We start from the raw sequence: 18550 nt of genomic DNA, 5'->3' as shown, positions 1-18550 counted from the left end.
TTGAATTCGTCGCCAGGTTGAACTAGCCGTATGATGGCTAGAAGGTCGATGAGCAGTGCTAGCGTCTTGTTGAGAAAAGTTGCGGTAAGCGCCCTAAGGTGTAAACCTTTTTCATGAAGAGCCGACCCCAGAATTAAAAAAAGCGCACCTCTAAGAGGTGCGCTTTTTGCTGTCTAGACTTAATTAACCTGGCTGTATTTAATCAACGTAGCTGTTTGAGCTCATAGAGCAGATCCAGCGCCTGTTTCGGGGTAAGGCTGTCGGGATCTATGGTGTCTAATCTGTCTAGTGCCTTCGAGGCTTCTGGCATGGCGAGACTCAGCTGAGCCTGTCTGAGCTCGGGCAGGCCCTCCTCTTTGTCACGGCTCTCAAGGTGATGCAGCTTGTGCTTGGCGGCCTGTACCACCTTGGCCGGTACGCCGGCGAGCGCCGCCACCTGCAGGCCATAACTCTTGCTCGCCGCCCCTTCTTGCACCGCATGCATGAAGGCGATGGTGTCGTCATGCTCTATGGCGTCAAGGTGTACGTTAGCCACATTTTCCATCTGCTCGGGTAGCTGGGTCAGCTCGAAATAGTGGGTGGCAAACAGGGTCATCGACTTTAAATTCTGCGCCAGATGTTCGGCGGCTGACCAGGCGAGCGATAAGCCGTCATAGGTCGAGGTGCCCCGGCCAATCTCGTCCATCAGCACCAGGCTCTGTGGCGTGGCGTTATGCAGTATGTTGGCGGTTTCCGTCATCTCAACCATGAAGGTCGACCGGCCGGAGGCAAGATCGTCCGCGGCGCCAATACGGGTAAAGATGCGATCCACTGGGCCGATGGCGGCCTTCTGCGCCGGCACGAAGCTACCGATATGGGTCATCAGGGTGATTAGTGCGACCTGGCGCATATAGGTCGACTTACCGCCCATGTTCGGACCGGTCACAATCAACATGCGTCTCGTCGGACTTAGTGTCACCGGGTTAGCGATAAAAGGCGACTGGCTGACACGTTCGACCACGGGATGTCTGCCCGCCTCGATATGGATGCCGCTCTGGGCGGTGAGTTCCGGCCTGTGATAGTCGAGCTGCTCGGCGCGTTCGGCAAAGTTAGTGATCACGTCGAGTTCGGCTGCCGCCCGGGCAAAGGCCTGTAATTCATGTAGACGTGGCATTAAGAGATCGAACAGCTCTTCCCATAGCTGTTTCTCCAGTGCCAGTGCTTTGCCCTGACTGGAAAGCACCTTCTCCTCATGTTCCTTGAGCTCGGCGACGATATAACGCTCTGTGTTCTTCAGGGTCTGTCTGCGCTGATAGCTCATGGGGACCAGATCTGACTCGCGGCGACTCACCTCGATGTAATAGCCGTGCACCCTGTTATAGCCAACCTTCAGGGTTGAGGCGCCGGTGGCAGCCTTCTCGCGTGCCTCGAGCTGGGCAAGGTAGTCGGTTGCGCCTTGGCTGAGTTTGCGCCACTCATCCAGCTCTGCATGATAGCCCTCTTTAATCACTCCACCGTCGCGGATCAGCATAGGCGGGTTGTCGACGATGGCGCGGCTTAGGAGGGCATGCTCTTCGGGAAACTCGCCGATAGATTGCGACAGGGTATGCAGATGTGCGCTGTGACAATCGGCTAGCTGCTGCTGTATTTCGGGCAATAGGGCGAGTGCCTGACGCAGGCGGGCAAAGTCACGGGGGCGGGCACTGCGAATGGCCAGACGCGCCGTGATACGCTCTATATCGCCCAGGGCTTTTAGCTGCTCATGCAGACTCTCGTGATAACCATTGTCCAGTAGCTCGTCGATAGCATCGTGACGGGCACGAATGATGTTGTGGTTGCGCAGCGGTTCGTGGATCCAGCGCTGTAACATGCGGCTACCCATAGGAGTTGCCGTGTTATCCAGTACCGAGGCCAGAGTGTTATCGCTGCCCCCCTGCAGGTTGCGGGTCAGCTCCAGATTCTTTCGGGTGGCCGCGTCCAGCACTATGCTGTCGCACTGATTGAAACGTGTGATGGCGTTGATATGGGGCAGGGCGGTGCGCTGGGTATCTTTTACATACTGGATAAGGCAGCCAGCCGCCTGCAGCGATAACCTGACTTCTCCCAGGCCGAAGCCATAGAGGTCTTTGGTGCCGAACTGTTCCAGCAGCAGCTTGTAGCTGGTGTCATAGTCGAACTCCCATTCGGGGCGGCGCCGCTTACCCGAGAGCGAGGCGATCAGTGCCGGCTCGCTGAAATCTTCGCTGTAGAGCAGCTCTGCCGGATTGGTGCGTTGTAGCTCGGCTTCCAGTGCCTCTTTGCTGGCCAGCTCTGTAACCACGAAGCGCCCAGATGAGACATCCAGGGTCGCGTAACCAAAGCCAATCTTACCGTGATAGACGGCGGCAAGCAGGTTGTCTTGCCTCTCCTGCAACAGGGCTTCATCGGTAAGCGTGCCAGGGGTGACGATGCGAACGATTTTTCTCTCCACCGGTCCCTTAGTGGTGGCGGGGTCACCTATCTGCTCGCAGATAGCCACAGATACCCTGAGTTGCACCAGCTTGGCCAAATAGCCTTCTACCGCATGGTAGGGAATGCCCGCCATGGGGATAGGGTCACCGCCACTCTTGCCCCGGGCCGTTAAGGAGATCCCTAACAGCTCAGATGCGCGTTTAGCATCGTCGTAGAAGAGCTCGTAAAAATCTCCCATACGATAAAAAAGCAACATATCGGGTGTTTCGGCTTTCAGCGTCAGATATTGACGCATCATGGGGGTGTGCTTTTCAAGATGTTGAGTATCGACGGCGTTCATGAATTAACCAAGGTATCCTGCTACAAAAATGTCTGTCATAGCCCCGCGGCTAGCACAGAATGAATGGCCTCAATACTAACAATAAATTGATGGCGGTTGCGCATTTATCCTGCCTGTTTGGATAAATTTAGTGCTAATGCGCCTTGGGGCATTTAGCTGGCTTTGTCGGAGCTTAGGCAAAAATAATCGCATACAGTACTTGATACTGTATGATTGTACAGTATACTAGGTTTCATATTGAGACAGCCTAAAGCGATGCAGAAACCGTCTGCGGGCTTTAACTTAACGGATACCCCACAGCGCAGCGTCTGTGATTGAGAGGAAAGCAGAATGAAGATTGATGCGAATAAAGAGAAAGCCCTGAGCGCGGTTCTTGGCCAGATTGAGAAGCAGTTTGGTAAAGGCTCTATCATGAAGCTAGGTGAAAACCGCTCTATGGATGTTGAGACTATCTCAACGGGTTCTCTGTCGCTGGACGTTGCATTGGGTGCCGGTGGTCTGCCACTGGGTCGTATCGTCGAGATCTATGGTCCTGAATCTTCGGGTAAGACAACCCTGACCCTGGAAGTGATTGCGGCGGCTCAGCGCGAAGGTAAGGTTTGTGCCTTCATCGACGCCGAGCACGCGCTGGACCCTATCTATGCGCAAAAGCTGGGTGTAGATATCGATAACCTGCTGTGTTCTCAACCCGATACTGGCGAGCAGGCCCTTGAGATCTGTGACGCACTGACGCGTTCTGGCGCTGTGGATGTGATCATCGTCGACTCGGTAGCTGCCCTGACGCCTAAGGCGGAAATCGAAGGCGAGATCGGTGATTCTCACATGGGTCTAGCCGCGCGTATGATGAGTCAGGCGATGCGTAAATTGGCGGGTAACCTGAAGCAATCTAACACCTTGCTGATCTTCATCAACCAGATCCGTATGAAGATTGGTGTCATGTTCGGTAACCCTGAGACCACAACTGGTGGTAACGCCCTTAAGTTCTATGCCTCCGTTCGTTTGGATATTCGTCGTACGGGCGCCATCAAGGACCGTGAAGAGGTTATCGGTAACGAGACCCGTGTTAAGGTGGTGAAGAACAAGATTGCCGCACCGTTTAAACAGGCAGAGTTCCAGATCCTCTATGGTGAAGGTATTAACCGTACCGGTGAGCTGGTGGACCTTGGTGTGATGCACAAGCTGATCGAAAAGTCGGGTGCTTGGTACAGCTACAAGGGCGACAAGATTGGCCAGGGCCGCGCTAATGCCGGTAAGTACCTGGTAGAGAACCCAGAGATTGCTGCCGAAATTGACCAGGCGCTGCGCGCCATGCTACTGGGTGCTGGTCAGGTGGTTGCCGAGTCGGCCACTGGCGATGAGAATGTCGATCTGGAAACCGGTGAAGTATTTTAAGCTGACCCGTTTCAGCTAATTGGTTTTTGATGACTCAGGCTTTGCAATGACCTTGGTTTTTTCATGACAATGTCGGCGATGCAAGTTGCGGTGGGCCTGCTGGCCCACCGCGATTATTCCCGCTATCAGATAAAGAGTAAGCTGAATCAGAAAGGCTTTCTCGACGGCGAGATCGAAGCGGTGCTTGGCGAATGTGAGCGCCAGGGCTATCTCGATGACGCCAGGTTTGCCGGACTCTTGTTGCGTTCTCATATCGCCAAAGGTCATGGTCATAATAAGATTCGTCAATCTATGTCGCAGAAGGGACTGACTAAAGAGGTTATCGAGTCGACCCTCAATCAGAGCGATTGTGACTGGTTCGAGCTGGCGAGACAGAAAGCCATCAAAAAGTATGCCGCTAGCGGCCCTATTCAAGATCAGAAAGATCGCGCCAGGCGAGTGCGTTATCTTCTCTCCCAAGGTTTTGGCTTCGATCAGGTCGCCTATGCCTTAGAGGTCGACCCTGACTTAGATTAAGACTAATTTCCTGACGACTATCCAAGCAATGGCTATGGCTCAGGCGCAGGCTATGAATCAGGCAATGACTCACACTGTGCCCCACACAGTGCCCCAGACTATGATCCAGACCTGGATTAAGTCATAGCCTGAAAATCATCCTCGCTCTATAGCTAACAGACCCAATGGAAACTTAGGCTTTTTACGGTTTCTTTGGGGATCCTCGGCTAAACCTCTGGTTGTTCCCCCATAGACTGCTTATAATGCTGGGCTAACTGAGCATCGTCGGTGAACCTTTTGCTTTCATCGCTAAAATAATCAAATTCAGGATGATTTCATGTATCAAACTACTGCAGCGCTGAGAAGTGCTTTCTTGGAGTTTTTCCGCAGAAACGGTCACCAGGTTGTGGACAGCAGTTCACTGGTACCTGGCAATGATCCCACCTTGCTATTTACCAATGCAGGGATGAACCAGTTTAAAGATGTTTTCCTTGGGGAAGACAAGCGTGACTACACTCGAGCCACCACGGCCCAGCGCTGTGTACGCGCCGGCGGTAAGCATAACGACCTAGATAATGTCGGTTACACCGCGCGTCACCATACCTTCTTCGAGATGCTGGGTAACTTCAGCTTCGGTGATTATTTCAAGCAAGATGCGATTCGTTTTGCCTGGACCTTCCTGACCGAAGAACTCAAGCTGCCAAAAGAGCGTCTGTGTGTCACCGTCTATGAAACAGACGATGAAGCCTTCGAGATCTGGAACAAAGAGATTGGCGTAGCGGCCGAGAACATCATTCGCATCGGCGATAACAAGGGGGCTGCATATGCCTCTGACAACTTCTGGCAGATGGGCGATACCGGTCCTTGTGGTCCTTGTACCGAGATCTTCTACGATCACGGCGAGCATATCTGGGGTGGCCGTCCCGGCACACCGGAAGAAGATGGTGATCGCTTCATCGAGATCTGGAACATAGTATTCATGCAGTACAACCGTCAGGCCGACGGCACCATGGATCCGCTACCTAAGCCTTCGGTCGATACCGGTATGGGCATAGAGCGTATCGCGGCTATCATGCAGGGCGTGCACTCAAACTATGAGATCGACATCTTCCAGTCACTGATCAAGAAGACCGCCGAAATATTGGGCGTTACCGATCTGGAGAACAAGTCGCTACGCGTCGTCGCCGACCACATCCGTTCTTGCGCCTTCCTAGTTGCCGATGGCGTAATGCCATCAAACGAGGGCCGTGGTTACGTACTGCGCCGTATCATTCGCCGCGCCGTGCGTCATGGTAATAAGCTGGGGGCCAACGAAGCCTTCTTCTATAAGCTGGTACCGACACTTATCGAAGTCATGGGCGACGCAGCCAAAGAGCTGGTGGCGACCCAGGCGATCGTCGAAAAGGCACTGAAGGCGGAAGAGGAGCAGTTTGCTCGCACCCTGGAACGTGGCCTGGGTATTCTCGATAACGCTCTGAGTCAGCTAGCGGGTAAGGAGCTTGACGGCGAGACAGCCTTTAAGCTTTACGATACCTATGGTTTCCCTGTGGATCTCACCGCAGATGTGTGCCGCGAGCGCGATATCACGGTCGATGAAGCCGGCTTCGAGGCGGCCATGGCCGAGCAGCGTAGTCGCGCCCAGGCGGCGGGACAGTTTGATACAGATTACAACGAAAGCCTGAAGATAGATGCCGAGACCGAGTTCTGCGGTTATAGCGACCTTAACGGTGAAGCTAAGGTGATTGGTCTCTATGTCGACGGTCAGGCGGTCGATGCCCTAGCCGAAGGCGACCAAGGTGTCGTAGTGCTCGACAGCACACCATTCTATGGCGAATCAGGTGGTCAGTGTGGTGACAAGGGCCTACTGAGCGCCGAAGGCGTCGAGTTCCAGGTGAAAGACACCCAGAAATATGGACAGGCAATGGGCCATATCGGTCAGGTTAAGACAGGTGGCATCGCCATGGGTCAAACTCTTAATGCGGCCGTTGACAAGAAGCTAAGACATCGCACCGAACTCAACCACTCTGTGACTCACCTGCTGCATGCCGCGCTGCGTCAGGTACTGGGCACTCACGTGAGCCAGAAGGGCTCTTTGGTAGAGCCTGAGCGTCTACGTTTCGACTTCTCTCATTTCGAAGCCGTTAAGCGTGAAGAGCTTAAGCAGGTCGAAGATCTGGTTAACACCCAGATTCGTCGCAACCACGAGCTGAAGGCCGAGGTGATGGACATAGACCAGGCCAAAGAAAAGGGTGCCATGGCACTGTTTGGTGAGAAGTATGACTCTCAGGTTCGCGTGGTGACCATGGGGGATTTCTCTATCGAGCTATGTGGTGGTACTCACGTGGGTCGCACGGGTGATATCGGCCTGTTTAAGATCACCTCTGAAGGCGGCATCGCCGCCGGTATCCGTCGTATCGAGGCGGTCACAGGGGCGGCGGCGATCGCTTATGTCGGTGAGCAGCAGGCTCAGCTCGAACAAGCGGCTTCCTTGCTCAAGGGCGATAGTGCCTCTGTTGTGGCCAAGCTTAAGGCGCAGCTGGATAAGACCAAGCAACTTGAGAAGGAGCTGTCTCAGCTTAAAGACAAGCTTGCGGCGGCGACCAGCGCCGACTTGGCCGGTGAGGCTCAGGAGCTTGCTGGCGTTAAGGTGCTGGTTAAGCAGCTTGACGGCGTCGAAGCCGGTGCGCTGCGTGGCCTACAGGACGAGCTCAAGCAGAAGCTGCAATCTGGCATCGTAGTGCTGGGGATTGCCGGTGATGCCAAGGTGAACCTAATTGCCGGCGTGACCAAAGACTTGACCGGCAAGGTCAAGGCCGGTGAGCTTGTTGCCATGGTGGCTGCTCAGGTGGGCGGTAAGGGCGGTGGACGCCCAGACATGGCTCAGGCCGGTGGTAGTGAGCCTGCTAAACTAGCGGGCGCATTGGATTCTGTGATCCCTTGGCTGTCTGAACGTTTGGCCTAAGTTGCCGCAATAGAAAAAAGCGCTCCCTGGGCGCTTTTTTTTGTGCCATATTGATTGAAGCATAGGCCGAGGTACGGTTTAAGGTGTTAAATATAAAGCTGGTTTACTTGACCGCCCTTAATATCTTGGATATCTGTTAATGAAGGTTTGGCTAAATCAGCGATGTGCGGCACATTTAAGCGAACTAACATGCAATAAAAGGGTGTTTTTCATCAGAACACTATTAATTTGTACTAAGCAGACCGTATAATAAGGTCATAACGGAATAATGCCGTATAAGCAGAATTAGGAACTAAAGGAGCAAAAAATGCTGATATTGACTCGTCGTGTTGGTGAAACACTGATGATTGGTGATGAAGTTACTGTCACCGTTTTAGGCGTAAAGGGTAATCAAGTTCGTATTGGTGTGAATGCACCAAAAGAAGTTTCAGTTCATCGTGAAGAGATTTATCAGCGTATTCAGTCTGAAAAGTCAGGTAGCTCTTCGGAAGGCGGCAATTTTTAAGCGATAGATATAACCGGCGTTACACGATAAGAGTCAGCAAGTTTGCTGGCTTTTTTGTTTTTAGCTGGCAGCTTTTTAACCATAACGGCGACATAGCATACAGGCCCTTAGGGGAAATAGGGATAACTGCTTAAAAACAGCTCAAACAGCATTTGTTTAGGAGAAATGGTTTGACTTATTTTCTTCAAACAGTAATATGTGCGCCAAGAAAACGGAGAGGTGGCCGAGTGGCCGAAGGCGCTCCCCTGCTAAGGGAGTATGGGCTTTATCTCCCATCGAGGGTTCGAATCCCTCCTTCTCCGCCATTTCTTAACTGACAAAACAGGGCGCGTGTAGCTCAGCTGGATAGAGTACCTGGCTACGAACCAGGCGGTCAGAGGTTCGAATCCTCTCACGCGTACCATTTGTTTTTCAGTAAAAGTAGGTTTATAGATATAAGATGCGCGTGTAGCTCAGCTGGATAGAGTACCTGGCTACGAACCAGGCGGTCAGAGGTTCGAATCCTCTCACGCGTACCATCTCTTCACTTACTTAAATTTCTGTGCGCGTGTAGCTCAGCTGGATAGAGTACCTGGCTACGAACCAGGCGGTCAGAGGTTCGAATCCTCTCACGCGTACCATATTTTAAAATCGACGGTTTTGGCCGTCGTTTTGTTTGAAAGCCTAGAATTTGCGCGTGTAGCTCAGCTGGATAGAGTACCTGGCTACGAACCAGGCGGTCAGAGGTTCGAATCCTCTCACGCGTACCATTTTAGACGGAGAGGTGGCCGAGTGGCCGAAGGCGCTCCCCTGCTAAGGGAGTATGGGCTTTATCTCCCATCGAGGGTTCGAATCCCTCCTTCTCCGCCATTATTAAAACCCGCAACTTAGGTTGCGGGTTTTTTTATGCCTGTTATTCGTACCTCTCTCAAATCTTACCCCTATCTGGCCCATGGTTAAGCCAGAGAGCTCCCCATGCACAGCCGATAACCTGTATAGATTGCATAATCTTGCATTTCTCGCAGGTTCTCGTTCGTATTCGTGAATTCAATTTTCAAGCGGGTTAGGGCTTTTTAATCAAATTCTGCATATGGCGGCTAAAATTTTATGTGATCGTCAAAAATAACTGCCATTTATTGTGAAATAACCGAAAGCCCCTTATCAATTAGTCTTATTTCGGTAAGACCAATTTACAATGTGTTCGCCTTTTTGTTATAGATTGGTTAAGGTTTCCTGGCTAAAGGCGATCCCTTTGCGCCCTAATCGACGACACCTGTCATGTCATCTGTCGATTTTTAAGCGTGTTACCTGAATAAATAGCATGTCGTGCGGCTAGGCCGTTAGTCTGATGTGCTCGATTAACCTGAGAGGATAGTATGGAATCAATGGCTCAACAGATAATGGAAGCACTGACGATCATGGTGCTGGGAATGGGGTTGGTGTTTATCTTCCTAACTATACTCATTGGGGTCGTTAATCTGGTGGCCTGGAGATGTGCGCCTAAGCCCTGTCTTGCACCACTCGTCAAGGCGAGTGAGCCGCAAGCGCCACGCTTTCCGGGCGTCGACCCTAAGATGGTCGCCGTGATCACCGCCGCCGTACATCAATATCGCGCCAAAGCATAAATAGAAGTAGGGAGTTTTTATGAGCAAGCCACTTGCGTTAACCGACGTCGTGTTACGCGACGCCCATCAATCGATTCTTGCCACGCGTCTTCGTATCGACGATATGCTTCCTATTGCCCCCTTACTGGACAAGGTGGGCTTCTGGTCGTTGGAATCCTGGGGCGGTGCGACCTTCGACGCCTGTATCCGTTATTTGGGGGAGGATCCCTGGGAGCGGATCCGTGAGCTCAAGAAGGCGATGCCCAACACGCCGCAGCAGATGTTACTCAGGGGGCAGAATCTCTTAGGCTATCGTCACTATGGCGACGACCTTGTACACAGATTCGTCGAACGCGCACATGACAACGGCGTCGATGTGTTCCGTATCTTCGATGCCATGAATGACGTGCGTAACCTGGAGACGGCCGTTAAGTCCGTGGTCGAGGTGGGCGGTCATGCTCAGGGCACCATCTCCTATACCACGAGTCCGGTCCATACCTTAGATACCTGGGTCGATATGGCTAAGCGTCTGGAAGATATGGGTTGTCACTCGCTCTGTATCAAGGATATGGCTGGCCTGCTAAAGCCTTTCGATGCTTTCGACCTCATTAGCCAGCTCAAGGCGCAGACAAACCTGATTGTCTCCATGCAGTGTCATGCCACCACAGGCTTGAGCACGGCAACCTACCAAAAAGCGATAGAGGCTGGCATCGACGTGCTCGATACCGCCATCTCTTCCATGAGTCAAACCTACGGCCATAGCGCTACCGAGACCCTGGTGGCCATGGTGGAAGGCACAGACAGGGCCACAGGCTATGACATGGAGCTGCTGGAGCAGATCGCCGCCTATTTCAGGGAGGTGCGTAAGAAATACGCCGCCTTCGAAGGAGAACTCAAGGGGATCGATTCGCGCATTCTACGCGCCCAGGTACCCGGTGGCATGCTTACCAACATGGAAAATCAACTTAGGGAGCAGGGCGCCGCCGATAAGTTGGACTTGGTGCTCGAAGAGATCCCTAAGGTGCGTGAAGATCTTGGTTTTATTCCGCTGGTCACGCCTACCTCGCAGATCGTTGGCACCCAGGCGGTGATCAATGTGCTCACCGGCGAGCGTTATAAATCGCTTACCAAGGAGACCGAAGGGGTGCTTAAGGGCGAATATGGCGCCACACCAGCCCCGGTTAGTAGTGAGCTGCAGGCTCGTGTGCTGGCCGGTGGCGAGGCGATCTGTTGTCGCCCGGCCGACTTGCTGCCCAATGAGCTAGACAGCCTGAGAGCCGAGCTCAATAACAAGGCCGCCAGCGACAAGATAAGTCTGGCTACAGAGGTGGACGATGACGTATTGACCTACGCGCTCTTCCCACAGATTGGCCTTAAGTTCCTTAAGAATCGTGATAATCCTGATGCTTTCGAGCCTAAACCCGAAGCACCTCAGGCCGCAGCTCAAGCCACAACTCAAGCCGCAACTCAAGCCACACCGCCGAGCGAGCCGGTCGCTACGCGCCAGCCACAAGGTAAGGAGACCTATACGGTCAATGTTCAGGGGCAGAGCTTCGTGGTAGAGGTATCTCCCGGCGGCGACATCAGTCAGATAGTGCCGAGTGAGAACGTGGTGCCTTTCGCGGCGCCAGAACCCGCAGCTCCTGCCGTCGGCGACGGCGCGCCCATGAACGCGCCTTTGTCGGGTAACATCTTCAAGGTCAATGTACAGCCAGGTGACGCCGTTAAGGCGGGGGATGTGGTGATCATCCTAGAGGCGATGAAGATGGAAACGGAGATCCGCGCCGAATCCGATGGCGTGGTCGCCAAGGTGTGGGTCAAGGAAGGTGACTCTGTTGCCGTTGGCAATCAATTGCTTGCCATTGCATAGGAGCTGAGATGGACGGATTAATCGCCTTTTGGGCCGAGTCGGGTATTGCTAACTTTACCGGTGGCCAGTTGTTGATGATGGCCGTGGGGGGACTCTTGCTCTATCTGGCCATCGCCAAGGGATTTGAGCCACTGCTGCTCTTGCCTATCGGTTTTGGTGCCATATTGGCCAACATTCCCAACGGGGGCTTCACCGAAGAGGGGGGCATGCTCTATTACGCCTATCACGTGGGGATCGAGACCGGGGTCTTCCCCTTGCTGATCTTCATGGGTGTCGGCGCGCTGACAGACTTTGGTGCCCTTATCGCCAACCCTAAGATGCTATTACTGGGGGCGGCGGCGCAGTTTGGGATCTTTGCCACCTTAATTGGTGCCATCGCGCTCAATGCGGTGCCTGGATTTGAGTTCTCCATGACGGATGCGGCGGCAATTGCCATCATCGGCGGCGCCGATGGCCCGACGGCTATCTTCCTCGCCTCCAAGTTGGCCCCCGAGCTGCTCGGTGCCATCGCGGTGGCAGCATACTCCTATATGGCGCTGGTGCCCATCATCCAGCCGCCCATCATGAAGCTGCTGACCACTGAGGCCGAGCGCCAGATCAAGATGGAGCAGCTGCGTGAGGTGAGTAAGCTTGAGAAGATCATCTTCCCGCTCGCCGTGCTGGGGCTGACCATACTCTTCCTGCCGGCGGCGACCCCTTTGGTGGGCATGTTCTGCCTGGGCAACTTAATGCGCGAGTCCGGTGTGGTCGACAGGCTCTCCAACACGGCGCAGAACGAGTTGATCAACATAGTGACCATCTTCCTGGGTCTGGCGGTCGGCTCTAAGCTTTCGGCGGACAAGTTCCTGCAGCTGGAGACCTTAGGCATCTTGGTATTGGGGGCCGTGGCCTTCGGCATCGGTACGGCCGCCGGTGTACTGATGGCCAAGCTGATGAGTAAGCTGTCTGGCGGTAAGATCAATCCACTTATCGGCGCCGCAGGTGTCTCGGCCGTGCCTATGGCTGCCAGGGTGGTGAACAAGGTGGGTCTGCAGGCCAATCAGCAAAACTTCCTGCTGATGCATGCCATGGGGCCGAACGTGGCCGGTGTGCTGGGCTCTGCGGTCGCCGCCGGTGTCTTGCTGGCGGTGCTGGGCGGCTAGCCTATTTAGACTCGAAGCGTCTTAAACCTAAAAACGGTCGGCACCTGTGTCGGCCGTTTTTATTTTTTCTGTTTAATCGGCTTGCTTAATCGACTCGTGGCATTACGTCGTGATTTAACGCCTTTTTATGGCTTGATTGATTATGCCTCTCCACCAAGGTGGCCGCCATTGGGCTTACCTTAATCAAGCTAATGCTAAAGCGCTTGATGCAGATCAACGTCTGCCTCGCAGGTTTAGCGTCTAATAAGTGTGACGCAGCTCTCAATACGTCTGTTTTGGTGAGCCATGATCCAATAAGTGAGGAGTAGACGATGGAATTACGACCCAACTGTTATACCGATATTTGTGTGAACGGCAAATGGTTTCATTATGATCACGGCGACCTTTCAGTGTTTATGTTAAACGGCGGCGATCCCTTAACCTTCGAGCTGAGTAAGTTGCCTACCACAGAAGCCGAGCTAGAGGCGCACCTGGAAAGCTTGACCCGCGAGGGCTAACGAGGTTAAGTCAACCGCGCAGGTTTTGCCCGGCGGTCAGCCAGAGTAAGAAACCGAGTGAGAAGATGAGGGTCGCGCTGATCGCTATGATGTAGATAAAGCCCTTCTTGCCTTGTTTTAGCGGCACGCCGTTGAGATAGAGAAACAGTGCCCAGAACAAACTCAGTATGATAGGTAGTAAAAACAGGCGGGCCATGGCGGTTAATCGTTACCTTATTGCTGGTGCGAGTATTATATGATTTAAACTTACTATTTCTGTTTTAACAAGCAATTAGCAATAAAAAAGCCGCAATATGCGGCTTCTTCTTTAAAAGGCGTGACAGGAATTAACTGGCGACCTCTGGGGTTTCAGCCTCTTCGTTGCGATAAAACTGCTCTTGGTCGAGCTGGCCTTCCGACTTGCCCACCACGACGGCTGTCATCATGTCGCCGGTGACGTTGGTGGCGGTGCGGATCATGTCGATCACCCTGTCGATAGAGGCGATGAAGGCGATCCCCTCGAGCGGCAGACCTATGACCCCCAGGGTGACAGAAAGCATTACCATGGCACTGCCCGGTACGCCGGCGGTGCCCACAGAAGCCACTGTAGCGGTAACGGCGATCAGCATATAGTCGGTGGTTTCCAGCGGGATACCGTAGATCTGGGCGATGAAGATGGCGGCGATTGCCGGATAGATACCGCCACAGCCGTCCATGTTCATGGTGGCACCGAGTGGTAGCACGAAGGCGCCATATTTCTTCGATACGCCCATGGTTTCTGTGGAACGGGTGCTGGCGGGCAGGGTGCCGAAGCTCGATGCCGTGGTAAAGGCAACCAGCTGGGCCGGCATCGCCTTTCTGAAGAATTGCACCGCGCTAAGGCCTGCACCAAATCTCACCAGGCCGCCATAGACGAAGATCATGTGGATCAACGCGGCGATATAGATGGCACCTATAAACTTGCCAAGAGGCAGCAGGGTAGATAGACCATATTCGCCGACGACCCAGGCCATCAGGCCGAATACGCCGATAGGGGTCAGTTGCAGCACCATGCGGGTCAGCTGGAACATCACCTCGGCACTGGCTTCGATGGCGTGCTTGAGTGGCGCGGCCTTCTCGCCAACCTTATTGATGGCGATGCCGACTAAGGCGGCAAAGACGATGATCTGTAGCACCTTGCCTTCTGCCAGGGAGGCAAACGGATTCACCGGGATCATGTCCAGCAGCACCTGAGCGAAGCCGGGCACGTTGCGTTCGCGCACCTCTGTGGTGGCCAGCTCCAGCGAGCCACCCATGTCGATTAGGCTGCCTATGGTCAAGCCGATAAGCGAGGCGATGGTGCCGGTTAGCATGAACATGGCCAGGGTCTTGATACTCAGGCGCTTAAGGCTGACATCATTACCAAGAGAGGTGATGCTGACCACAATGGCGCAGAAGATAAGCGGCGCAACCAGCATCTTGATTGCCGCGATAAAGAGGTCGCCAAGGGGCTTTAGTTGGGTTGCTTGTTCGCCTAGGATCACGCCCAGGCCTACCCCTAAAATGAAACCGGCGAGAACCTTCTGCCAAAAGGGGATCTGTTTAATTGTTTGCCACATGGGATCTATTCCAAATTTTATTAAGTCGTTATTGTGGATGGCGTTGTCGAATCAAAAATGAATTGCTTGTTCTAGCATGAGCCATCCAGGTATTTCAACCTTAGCGAGTGAGCCAGACATTGTATCTGGCCGCAGCCTTGCTTACCAAAGCGATTTTGTTATAACTTATTGTGATATAAGAATTTGTTTTAATAAGATTAAATTTTTACTTTTAGGTAACATCAACAGCTTGAATGACATACACATAAAAATTTACTTTTTTTCATTAGGTAAGGGAGCATGACCGCGTTATGGTTGATCTTTAGTGGCGCCTTTTTGGCGGCCACCCTGTTGCCTGGAGGCTCTGAGGTGCTACTGGCGGCGCTGATCAATCAGGCGCCAGAGACCTGGGTGTCGCTGGTGGTGATGGCAACCCTGGGGAATACCTTGGGATCTTTGACCAGTTACTATCTGGGGGCACTGGGACGCTTTGCCAAGACGCCGGAGGAGATGGCTAGCGGTCGCTATCGTCATGGGTTACAGCTTATCGAGCGCTACGGCTACTGGAGCCTGCTGCTCGCCTGGACCCCCCTCATCGGTGACATCTTATGCCTGCTGGCGGGGTGGCTAAAGCTGCCGCTGATTAAGTCCAGCATAATGATTTTTATAGGGAAAGGAGTGCGCTATCTGCTGGTTGCAGCCTTGGCGCTACATTGGTTGTGAGCAGTCTGGTTTGTGTCTGATACTGAGTCGCCTCGCCATAGAGCCGACTCGATAAAAAACACACCACTGCTTCAAATAGGAGTAAAGAATGAAGAAATGGATATTGGCTGCGGCAATTTCGGCCGCGCTGAGCGCCTGTGCCAACGCGCCGGCTAACCTGGCACTGCCTGAAGGCGTTTCGCTGGTCGAAAATGTTGCTCTGGCCGAGTCGGGCGTGGGGATCCCCTATAAGAAGTATCAGCTGGCCAACGGCCTGACGGTGATCCTGCATCAGGATCATTCGGATCCTCTGGTGCATGTGGATGTCACCTATCATGTGGGCTCGGCAAGAGAACTGCCCGGCCGTTCGGGGTTTGCGCACCTGTTCGAGCACATGATGTTCCAGGGGTCAGAGCATGTGGCCGACGAGCAGCACTTCAAGACGGTCACCGAGGCTGGCGGCAATCTCAACGGCACCACCAACACGGACCGCACCAACTATTTCGAGACAGTACCCAGCAATCAGCTAGAGAAGATGCTCTGGCTGGAGTCGGATCGCATGGGGTATTTCCTGCCCGCACTCACGGATAACAAGTTTGAGGTGCAGCGTGAAACGGTGAAGAACGAGCGCGCCCAGCGCATCGACAACCAGCCCTATGGCCGCATGAACGAGCGCTTTAATCAGGCCTTCTATCCGAGCGGACATCAATATTCCTGGCCCGTTATCGGCTGGCCCGAGGATCTTGATCGTGCCGAGCTCGATGATGTGAAGCATTTCTTCCAGCGCTGGTACGGGCCCAACAACGCCACCCTCACCATTGGTGGCGACTTCGACGAGATGCAGACCCTGGCCTGGGTGAACAAATATTTCGGCGAGATCCCCAGAGGTCCAGAGGTGAAACCTGAGCCCAAGGCGTTGGTGACATTGGATAAGACTCGTTATATCTCCATGGAAGACAGGGTGCACCTGCCGCTGCTGCGCATGGCATTTCCAACTGTCTACGCCAGCCATGAAGATGAGGCGGCGCTGGATCTGCTGGCCAACATCATAGGTGGCGGCCCAACCTCATTGGTTTACAAGAACTTAGTCAAAGATGGTTATGCCGTGCAGGCAGGGGTGAGCCACCCTTGTCAGGAATTGGCCTGTCAGTTCTCTATCTATGCCCTGGCCAATCCGGCCAGAGGCGGTCAGCTTGCGGATGTCGAGCAGCGCATCAGGGAATCTATTGCCGAGTTTGAACAGCGTGGCGTGACCGACGATGATCTGCAGAAGGTGAAGGTGCAGTTCGAGGCGAGCACCATCTTCGGCCTGCAGAGTGTTAAGGGTAAGGTGTCGACCCTGGCCCTCAATCAGACCTTTTTCGGTAATCCCGACATGATAGCGCACGATCTTAAGCGCTATGCCAACGTGACCAAGGAAGATGTGATGCGGGTGTTTAACACCTACATTAAGGGCAAGCCGTCTGTGGTGATGAGTGTCGTGCCTCAGGGGCAGAAGCAGTTGATCGCCCATCAGGATAACTTTGTACCGCCGGCGCCGCGTGTGGCTGCCGAGGCCGTGAGCGGCATGGTTGATGTGGCAAAGGCTGGAAGCAGCTTCGATCGCAGCGTCATGCCGAGCGCCCAGCAGGCACCCGTTATCACGGCGCCAAGCCTGTGGACAGATAAGCTGAGCAACGGCATAGAAGTCATGGGCACAGAGAGCGACGAGACGCCTACCGTCGAGCTGCTTATCTACCTCAACGGTGGCCATCGCCTGGCGGATGTGAAACAGGCGGGGCTAGCCGGCCTGACTGCGGCCATGCTTAACGAGTCGAGCGAGCAGCGCAGCACCGAAGAGCTGGCTCAGGCGCTTGAGATGCTTGGCAGTAGCGTCAGCTTCGGCAGCAGCGTCTATCAGAGCTATATCAAGGTCTCGGCCTTGACCTCACATCTAGATGAGACCCTGGCCATCGTTCAGGAGAAGCTGTTCCATCCAGGCTTTAAAGAGAGCGATTTTGCCCGGGTACAGCAGCAGCACCTGCAGAGTCTGCAGCACATGCAGTCTGACCCTAACTATGTCGCCGACAGCCAGTTCGATGCCTTGCTCTACGGCAAAGACACGGCCCTGGGGGTGAGCGACATGGGCACGCCAGAGACAGTATCTCAGCTGACACTGGATGATGTTAAGGCTTTTTACAACAAGCAGTTCCGCGCCGGAAACGCCCAGATAGTGGCCGTGACTAACCTGTCTAAGGCGCAGCTGATGCCTAAGCTTAAGGGCCTTGCCAAGTGGCAGGGGGAGGCGACGCCTATGCCTGAGCTTGCGGCCATGCCAAAGCTTGATGCCGGTACCGTCTATATTCTGGATAAGCCGGGCGCGGCGCAGTCGGTGATCAAGATAGGTAAGCGCGCCATGGCCTATGACGCCACAGGCGAGTTCTTCAAGTCTTACCTGATGAACTACCCGCTCGGCGGCGCCTTTAACAGCCGCATCAACCTCAATCTGCGAGAAGACAAGGGCTACACCTATGGCGCCCGCAGCTACTTCAGCGGCGGCAGCGAGCTTGGCCTGTTCGAGGCATCGGCCAGCGTACGCAGCGATGTGACGGCACAGGCGCTCAGCGAGTTTGCCAAGGAGATCAGTGCCTATCAGGCTGGCGGCATGACAGACAAGGAACTGAGCTTCCTGCGCAGCTCTATCTCTCAGGGGCAGGCTCTGGATTATGAGACGCCATACCAGAAGGCGGGCTTCATGCGGAAGATCCAGCGTTATGATCTTGCCGCCGATTACACTCAGCAGCAGGCCGAGATCATCAACTCGGTCAGCAAGGATGAGCTCAATCAGCTGGCGAAGGATAAGCTGGCACTGGATAAGATGATCGTCCTGATCGTCGGCGACAGGGCCAAGATAGAGCAAGAGATTAAGGCCCTTGGCTACCGCGTGAGTAATTTAGAGTTGTAATCTGTAGATTGCGCCCCAATATAAGCCCTAGCGGTGAGCATTAACTCTGCTCACCGCTTTATTTTTTCCCTTGCCAAGGATCTAGCACAGCGGCTATTTTGTGGTGATGGCGAAAGCAAACGCGCTTTTTGC

Annotated in this window: 13 protein-coding genes and 6 tRNA genes; 16 read left to right on the top strand and 3 right to left on the bottom strand. The window is 53.9% G+C overall.

What is annotated here, in order from left to right; all coding sequences use genetic code 11:
• Window positions 1–202: 202 nt before the first annotated feature.
• Window positions 203–2770: a DNA mismatch repair protein MutS gene (gene mutS / locus L1D47_RS08515; protein ID WP_239884024.1), complete on the bottom strand. Its 2568-nt coding sequence runs from the start codon at window positions 2768–2770 to the stop codon at window positions 203–205.
• 330 nt (window positions 2771–3100) lie between these two features.
• On the opposite strand from mutS, the gene recA reads away from it, so the two are divergent.
• From recA to L1D47_RS08445, 14 genes are all read left to right on the top strand, one after another.
• Window positions 3101–4162, top strand: a complete 1062-nt coding sequence (gene recA, locus L1D47_RS08510) for a recombinase RecA (protein WP_041510488.1) — start codon at window positions 3101–3103, stop codon at window positions 4160–4162.
• Window positions 4163–4225: 63 nt separating this feature from the next.
• Complete coding sequence (locus tag L1D47_RS08505; RefSeq protein ID WP_239884021.1) at window positions 4226–4678, top strand: regulatory protein RecX; 453 nt, start codon at window positions 4226–4228, stop codon at window positions 4676–4678.
• 316 nt (window positions 4679–4994) lie between these two features.
• Complete coding sequence (gene alaS / locus L1D47_RS08500; protein WP_239884019.1) at window positions 4995–7619, top strand: alanine--tRNA ligase; 2625 nt, start codon at window positions 4995–4997, stop codon at window positions 7617–7619.
• Window positions 7620–7926: 307 nt separating this feature from the next.
• Window positions 7927–8124, top strand: coding sequence for a carbon storage regulator CsrA (gene csrA / locus L1D47_RS08495; protein ID WP_011865020.1), 198 nt, complete (start codon window positions 7927–7929; stop codon window positions 8122–8124).
• A 213-nt stretch (window positions 8125–8337) separates the two neighbouring features.
• Window positions 8338–8429, top strand: a tRNA-Ser gene (locus L1D47_RS08490).
• 21 nt (window positions 8430–8450) lie between these two features.
• Window positions 8451–8527: transfer RNA gene (locus L1D47_RS08485), tRNA-Arg, on the top strand.
• 38 nt (window positions 8528–8565) lie between these two features.
• Window positions 8566–8642 (top strand) — tRNA-Arg (locus tag L1D47_RS08480).
• 25 nt (window positions 8643–8667) lie between these two features.
• Window positions 8668–8744 (top strand) — tRNA-Arg (locus tag L1D47_RS08475).
• A gap of 52 nt (window positions 8745–8796) precedes the next feature.
• Window positions 8797–8873, top strand: a tRNA-Arg gene (locus L1D47_RS08470).
• Window positions 8874–8881: 8 nt separating this feature from the next.
• A tRNA-Ser gene (locus tag L1D47_RS08465) sits at window positions 8882–8973 on the top strand.
• A 515-nt stretch (window positions 8974–9488) separates the two neighbouring features.
• Window positions 9489–9728 carry an OadG family transporter subunit gene (locus tag L1D47_RS08460; protein ID WP_239884009.1) on the top strand — a complete coding sequence of 80 codons (240 nt, stop codon included), beginning with the start codon at window positions 9489–9491 and terminating at the stop codon, window positions 9726–9728.
• A gap of 19 nt (window positions 9729–9747) precedes the next feature.
• Window positions 9748–11577, top strand: a complete 1830-nt coding sequence (oadA, locus tag L1D47_RS08455) for a sodium-extruding oxaloacetate decarboxylase subunit alpha (RefSeq protein WP_239884007.1) — start codon at window positions 9748–9750, stop codon at window positions 11575–11577.
• Window positions 11578–11585: 8 nt separating this feature from the next.
• A complete protein-coding gene (locus L1D47_RS08450; protein WP_041510492.1) occupies window positions 11586–12719 on the top strand; it encodes a sodium ion-translocating decarboxylase subunit beta in 1134 nt (377 codons plus the stop codon).
• A gap of 311 nt (window positions 12720–13030) precedes the next feature.
• Entirely contained in the window at window positions 13031–13216 is a 186-nt protein-coding gene (locus L1D47_RS08445; RefSeq protein WP_239884005.1) for a hypothetical protein, read from the top strand.
• A gap of 10 nt (window positions 13217–13226) precedes the next feature.
• Here the strand turns inward: L1D47_RS08445 and L1D47_RS08440 are convergent, their stop codons facing one another.
• Both L1D47_RS08440 and L1D47_RS08435 read right to left on the bottom strand, forming a co-directional pair.
• A complete protein-coding gene (locus tag L1D47_RS08440; RefSeq protein ID WP_041510494.1) occupies window positions 13227–13412 on the bottom strand; it encodes a hypothetical protein in 186 nt (61 codons plus the stop codon).
• A gap of 130 nt (window positions 13413–13542) precedes the next feature.
• On the bottom strand, window positions 13543–14793 hold the full coding sequence (locus L1D47_RS08435; protein WP_239884003.1) for a dicarboxylate/amino acid:cation symporter: 1251 nt from the start codon (window positions 14791–14793) through the stop codon (window positions 13543–13545).
• Window positions 14794–15072: 279 nt separating this feature from the next.
• Between L1D47_RS08435 and L1D47_RS08430 the strand changes: the two genes are divergently transcribed.
• Entirely contained in the window at window positions 15073–15495 is a 423-nt protein-coding gene (locus L1D47_RS08430; RefSeq protein WP_041510495.1) for a YqaA family protein, read from the top strand.
• Window positions 15496–15583: 88 nt separating this feature from the next.
• Window positions 15584–18418: a pitrilysin family protein gene (locus tag L1D47_RS08425; RefSeq protein ID WP_239884002.1), complete on the top strand. Its 2835-nt coding sequence runs from the start codon at window positions 15584–15586 to the stop codon at window positions 18416–18418.
• The last annotated feature ends 132 nt before the right edge of the window (window positions 18419–18550 follow it).

The organism is Shewanella sp. Isolate7 (assembly GCF_022398425.1).
In the GTDB taxonomy this organism is placed as follows: Bacteria; Pseudomonadota; Gammaproteobacteria; order Enterobacterales; family Shewanellaceae; genus Shewanella.
The sequence above is the reverse complement of the archived record's forward strand: the minus strand, read 5'-3'. Positions and strand labels throughout refer to the sequence as shown.

What these genes read in the sequence shown, in the direction of transcription:
- mutS (WP_239884024.1), bottom strand. Translation starts at nt 2,770, where the DNA reads ATGAACGCCGTCGATACTCAACATCTTGAAAAGCACACCCCCATGATG.
- recA (WP_041510488.1), top strand. Translation starts at nt 3,101, where the DNA reads ATGAAGATTGATGCGAATAAAGAGAAAGCCCTGAGCGCGGTTCTTGGC.
- L1D47_RS08505 (WP_239884021.1), top strand. Translation starts at nt 4,226, where the DNA reads ATGACAATGTCGGCGATGCAAGTTGCGGTGGGCCTGCTGGCCCACCGC.
- alaS (WP_239884019.1), top strand. Translation starts at nt 4,995, where the DNA reads ATGTATCAAACTACTGCAGCGCTGAGAAGTGCTTTCTTGGAGTTTTTC.
- csrA (WP_011865020.1), top strand. Translation starts at nt 7,927, where the DNA reads ATGCTGATATTGACTCGTCGTGTTGGTGAAACACTGATGATTGGTGAT.
- L1D47_RS08460 (WP_239884009.1), top strand. Translation starts at nt 9,489, where the DNA reads ATGGCTCAACAGATAATGGAAGCACTGACGATCATGGTGCTGGGAATG.
- oadA (WP_239884007.1), top strand. Translation starts at nt 9,748, where the DNA reads ATGAGCAAGCCACTTGCGTTAACCGACGTCGTGTTACGCGACGCCCAT.
- L1D47_RS08450 (WP_041510492.1), top strand. Translation starts at nt 11,586, where the DNA reads ATGGACGGATTAATCGCCTTTTGGGCCGAGTCGGGTATTGCTAACTTT.
- L1D47_RS08445 (WP_239884005.1), top strand. Translation starts at nt 13,031, where the DNA reads ATGGAATTACGACCCAACTGTTATACCGATATTTGTGTGAACGGCAAA.
- L1D47_RS08440 (WP_041510494.1), bottom strand. Translation starts at nt 13,412, where the DNA reads ATGGCCCGCCTGTTTTTACTACCTATCATACTGAGTTTGTTCTGGGCA.
- L1D47_RS08435 (WP_239884003.1), bottom strand. Translation starts at nt 14,793, where the DNA reads ATGTGGCAAACAATTAAACAGATCCCCTTTTGGCAGAAGGTTCTCGCC.
- L1D47_RS08430 (WP_041510495.1), top strand. Translation starts at nt 15,073, where the DNA reads ATGACCGCGTTATGGTTGATCTTTAGTGGCGCCTTTTTGGCGGCCACC.
- L1D47_RS08425 (WP_239884002.1), top strand. Translation starts at nt 15,584, where the DNA reads ATGAAGAAATGGATATTGGCTGCGGCAATTTCGGCCGCGCTGAGCGCC.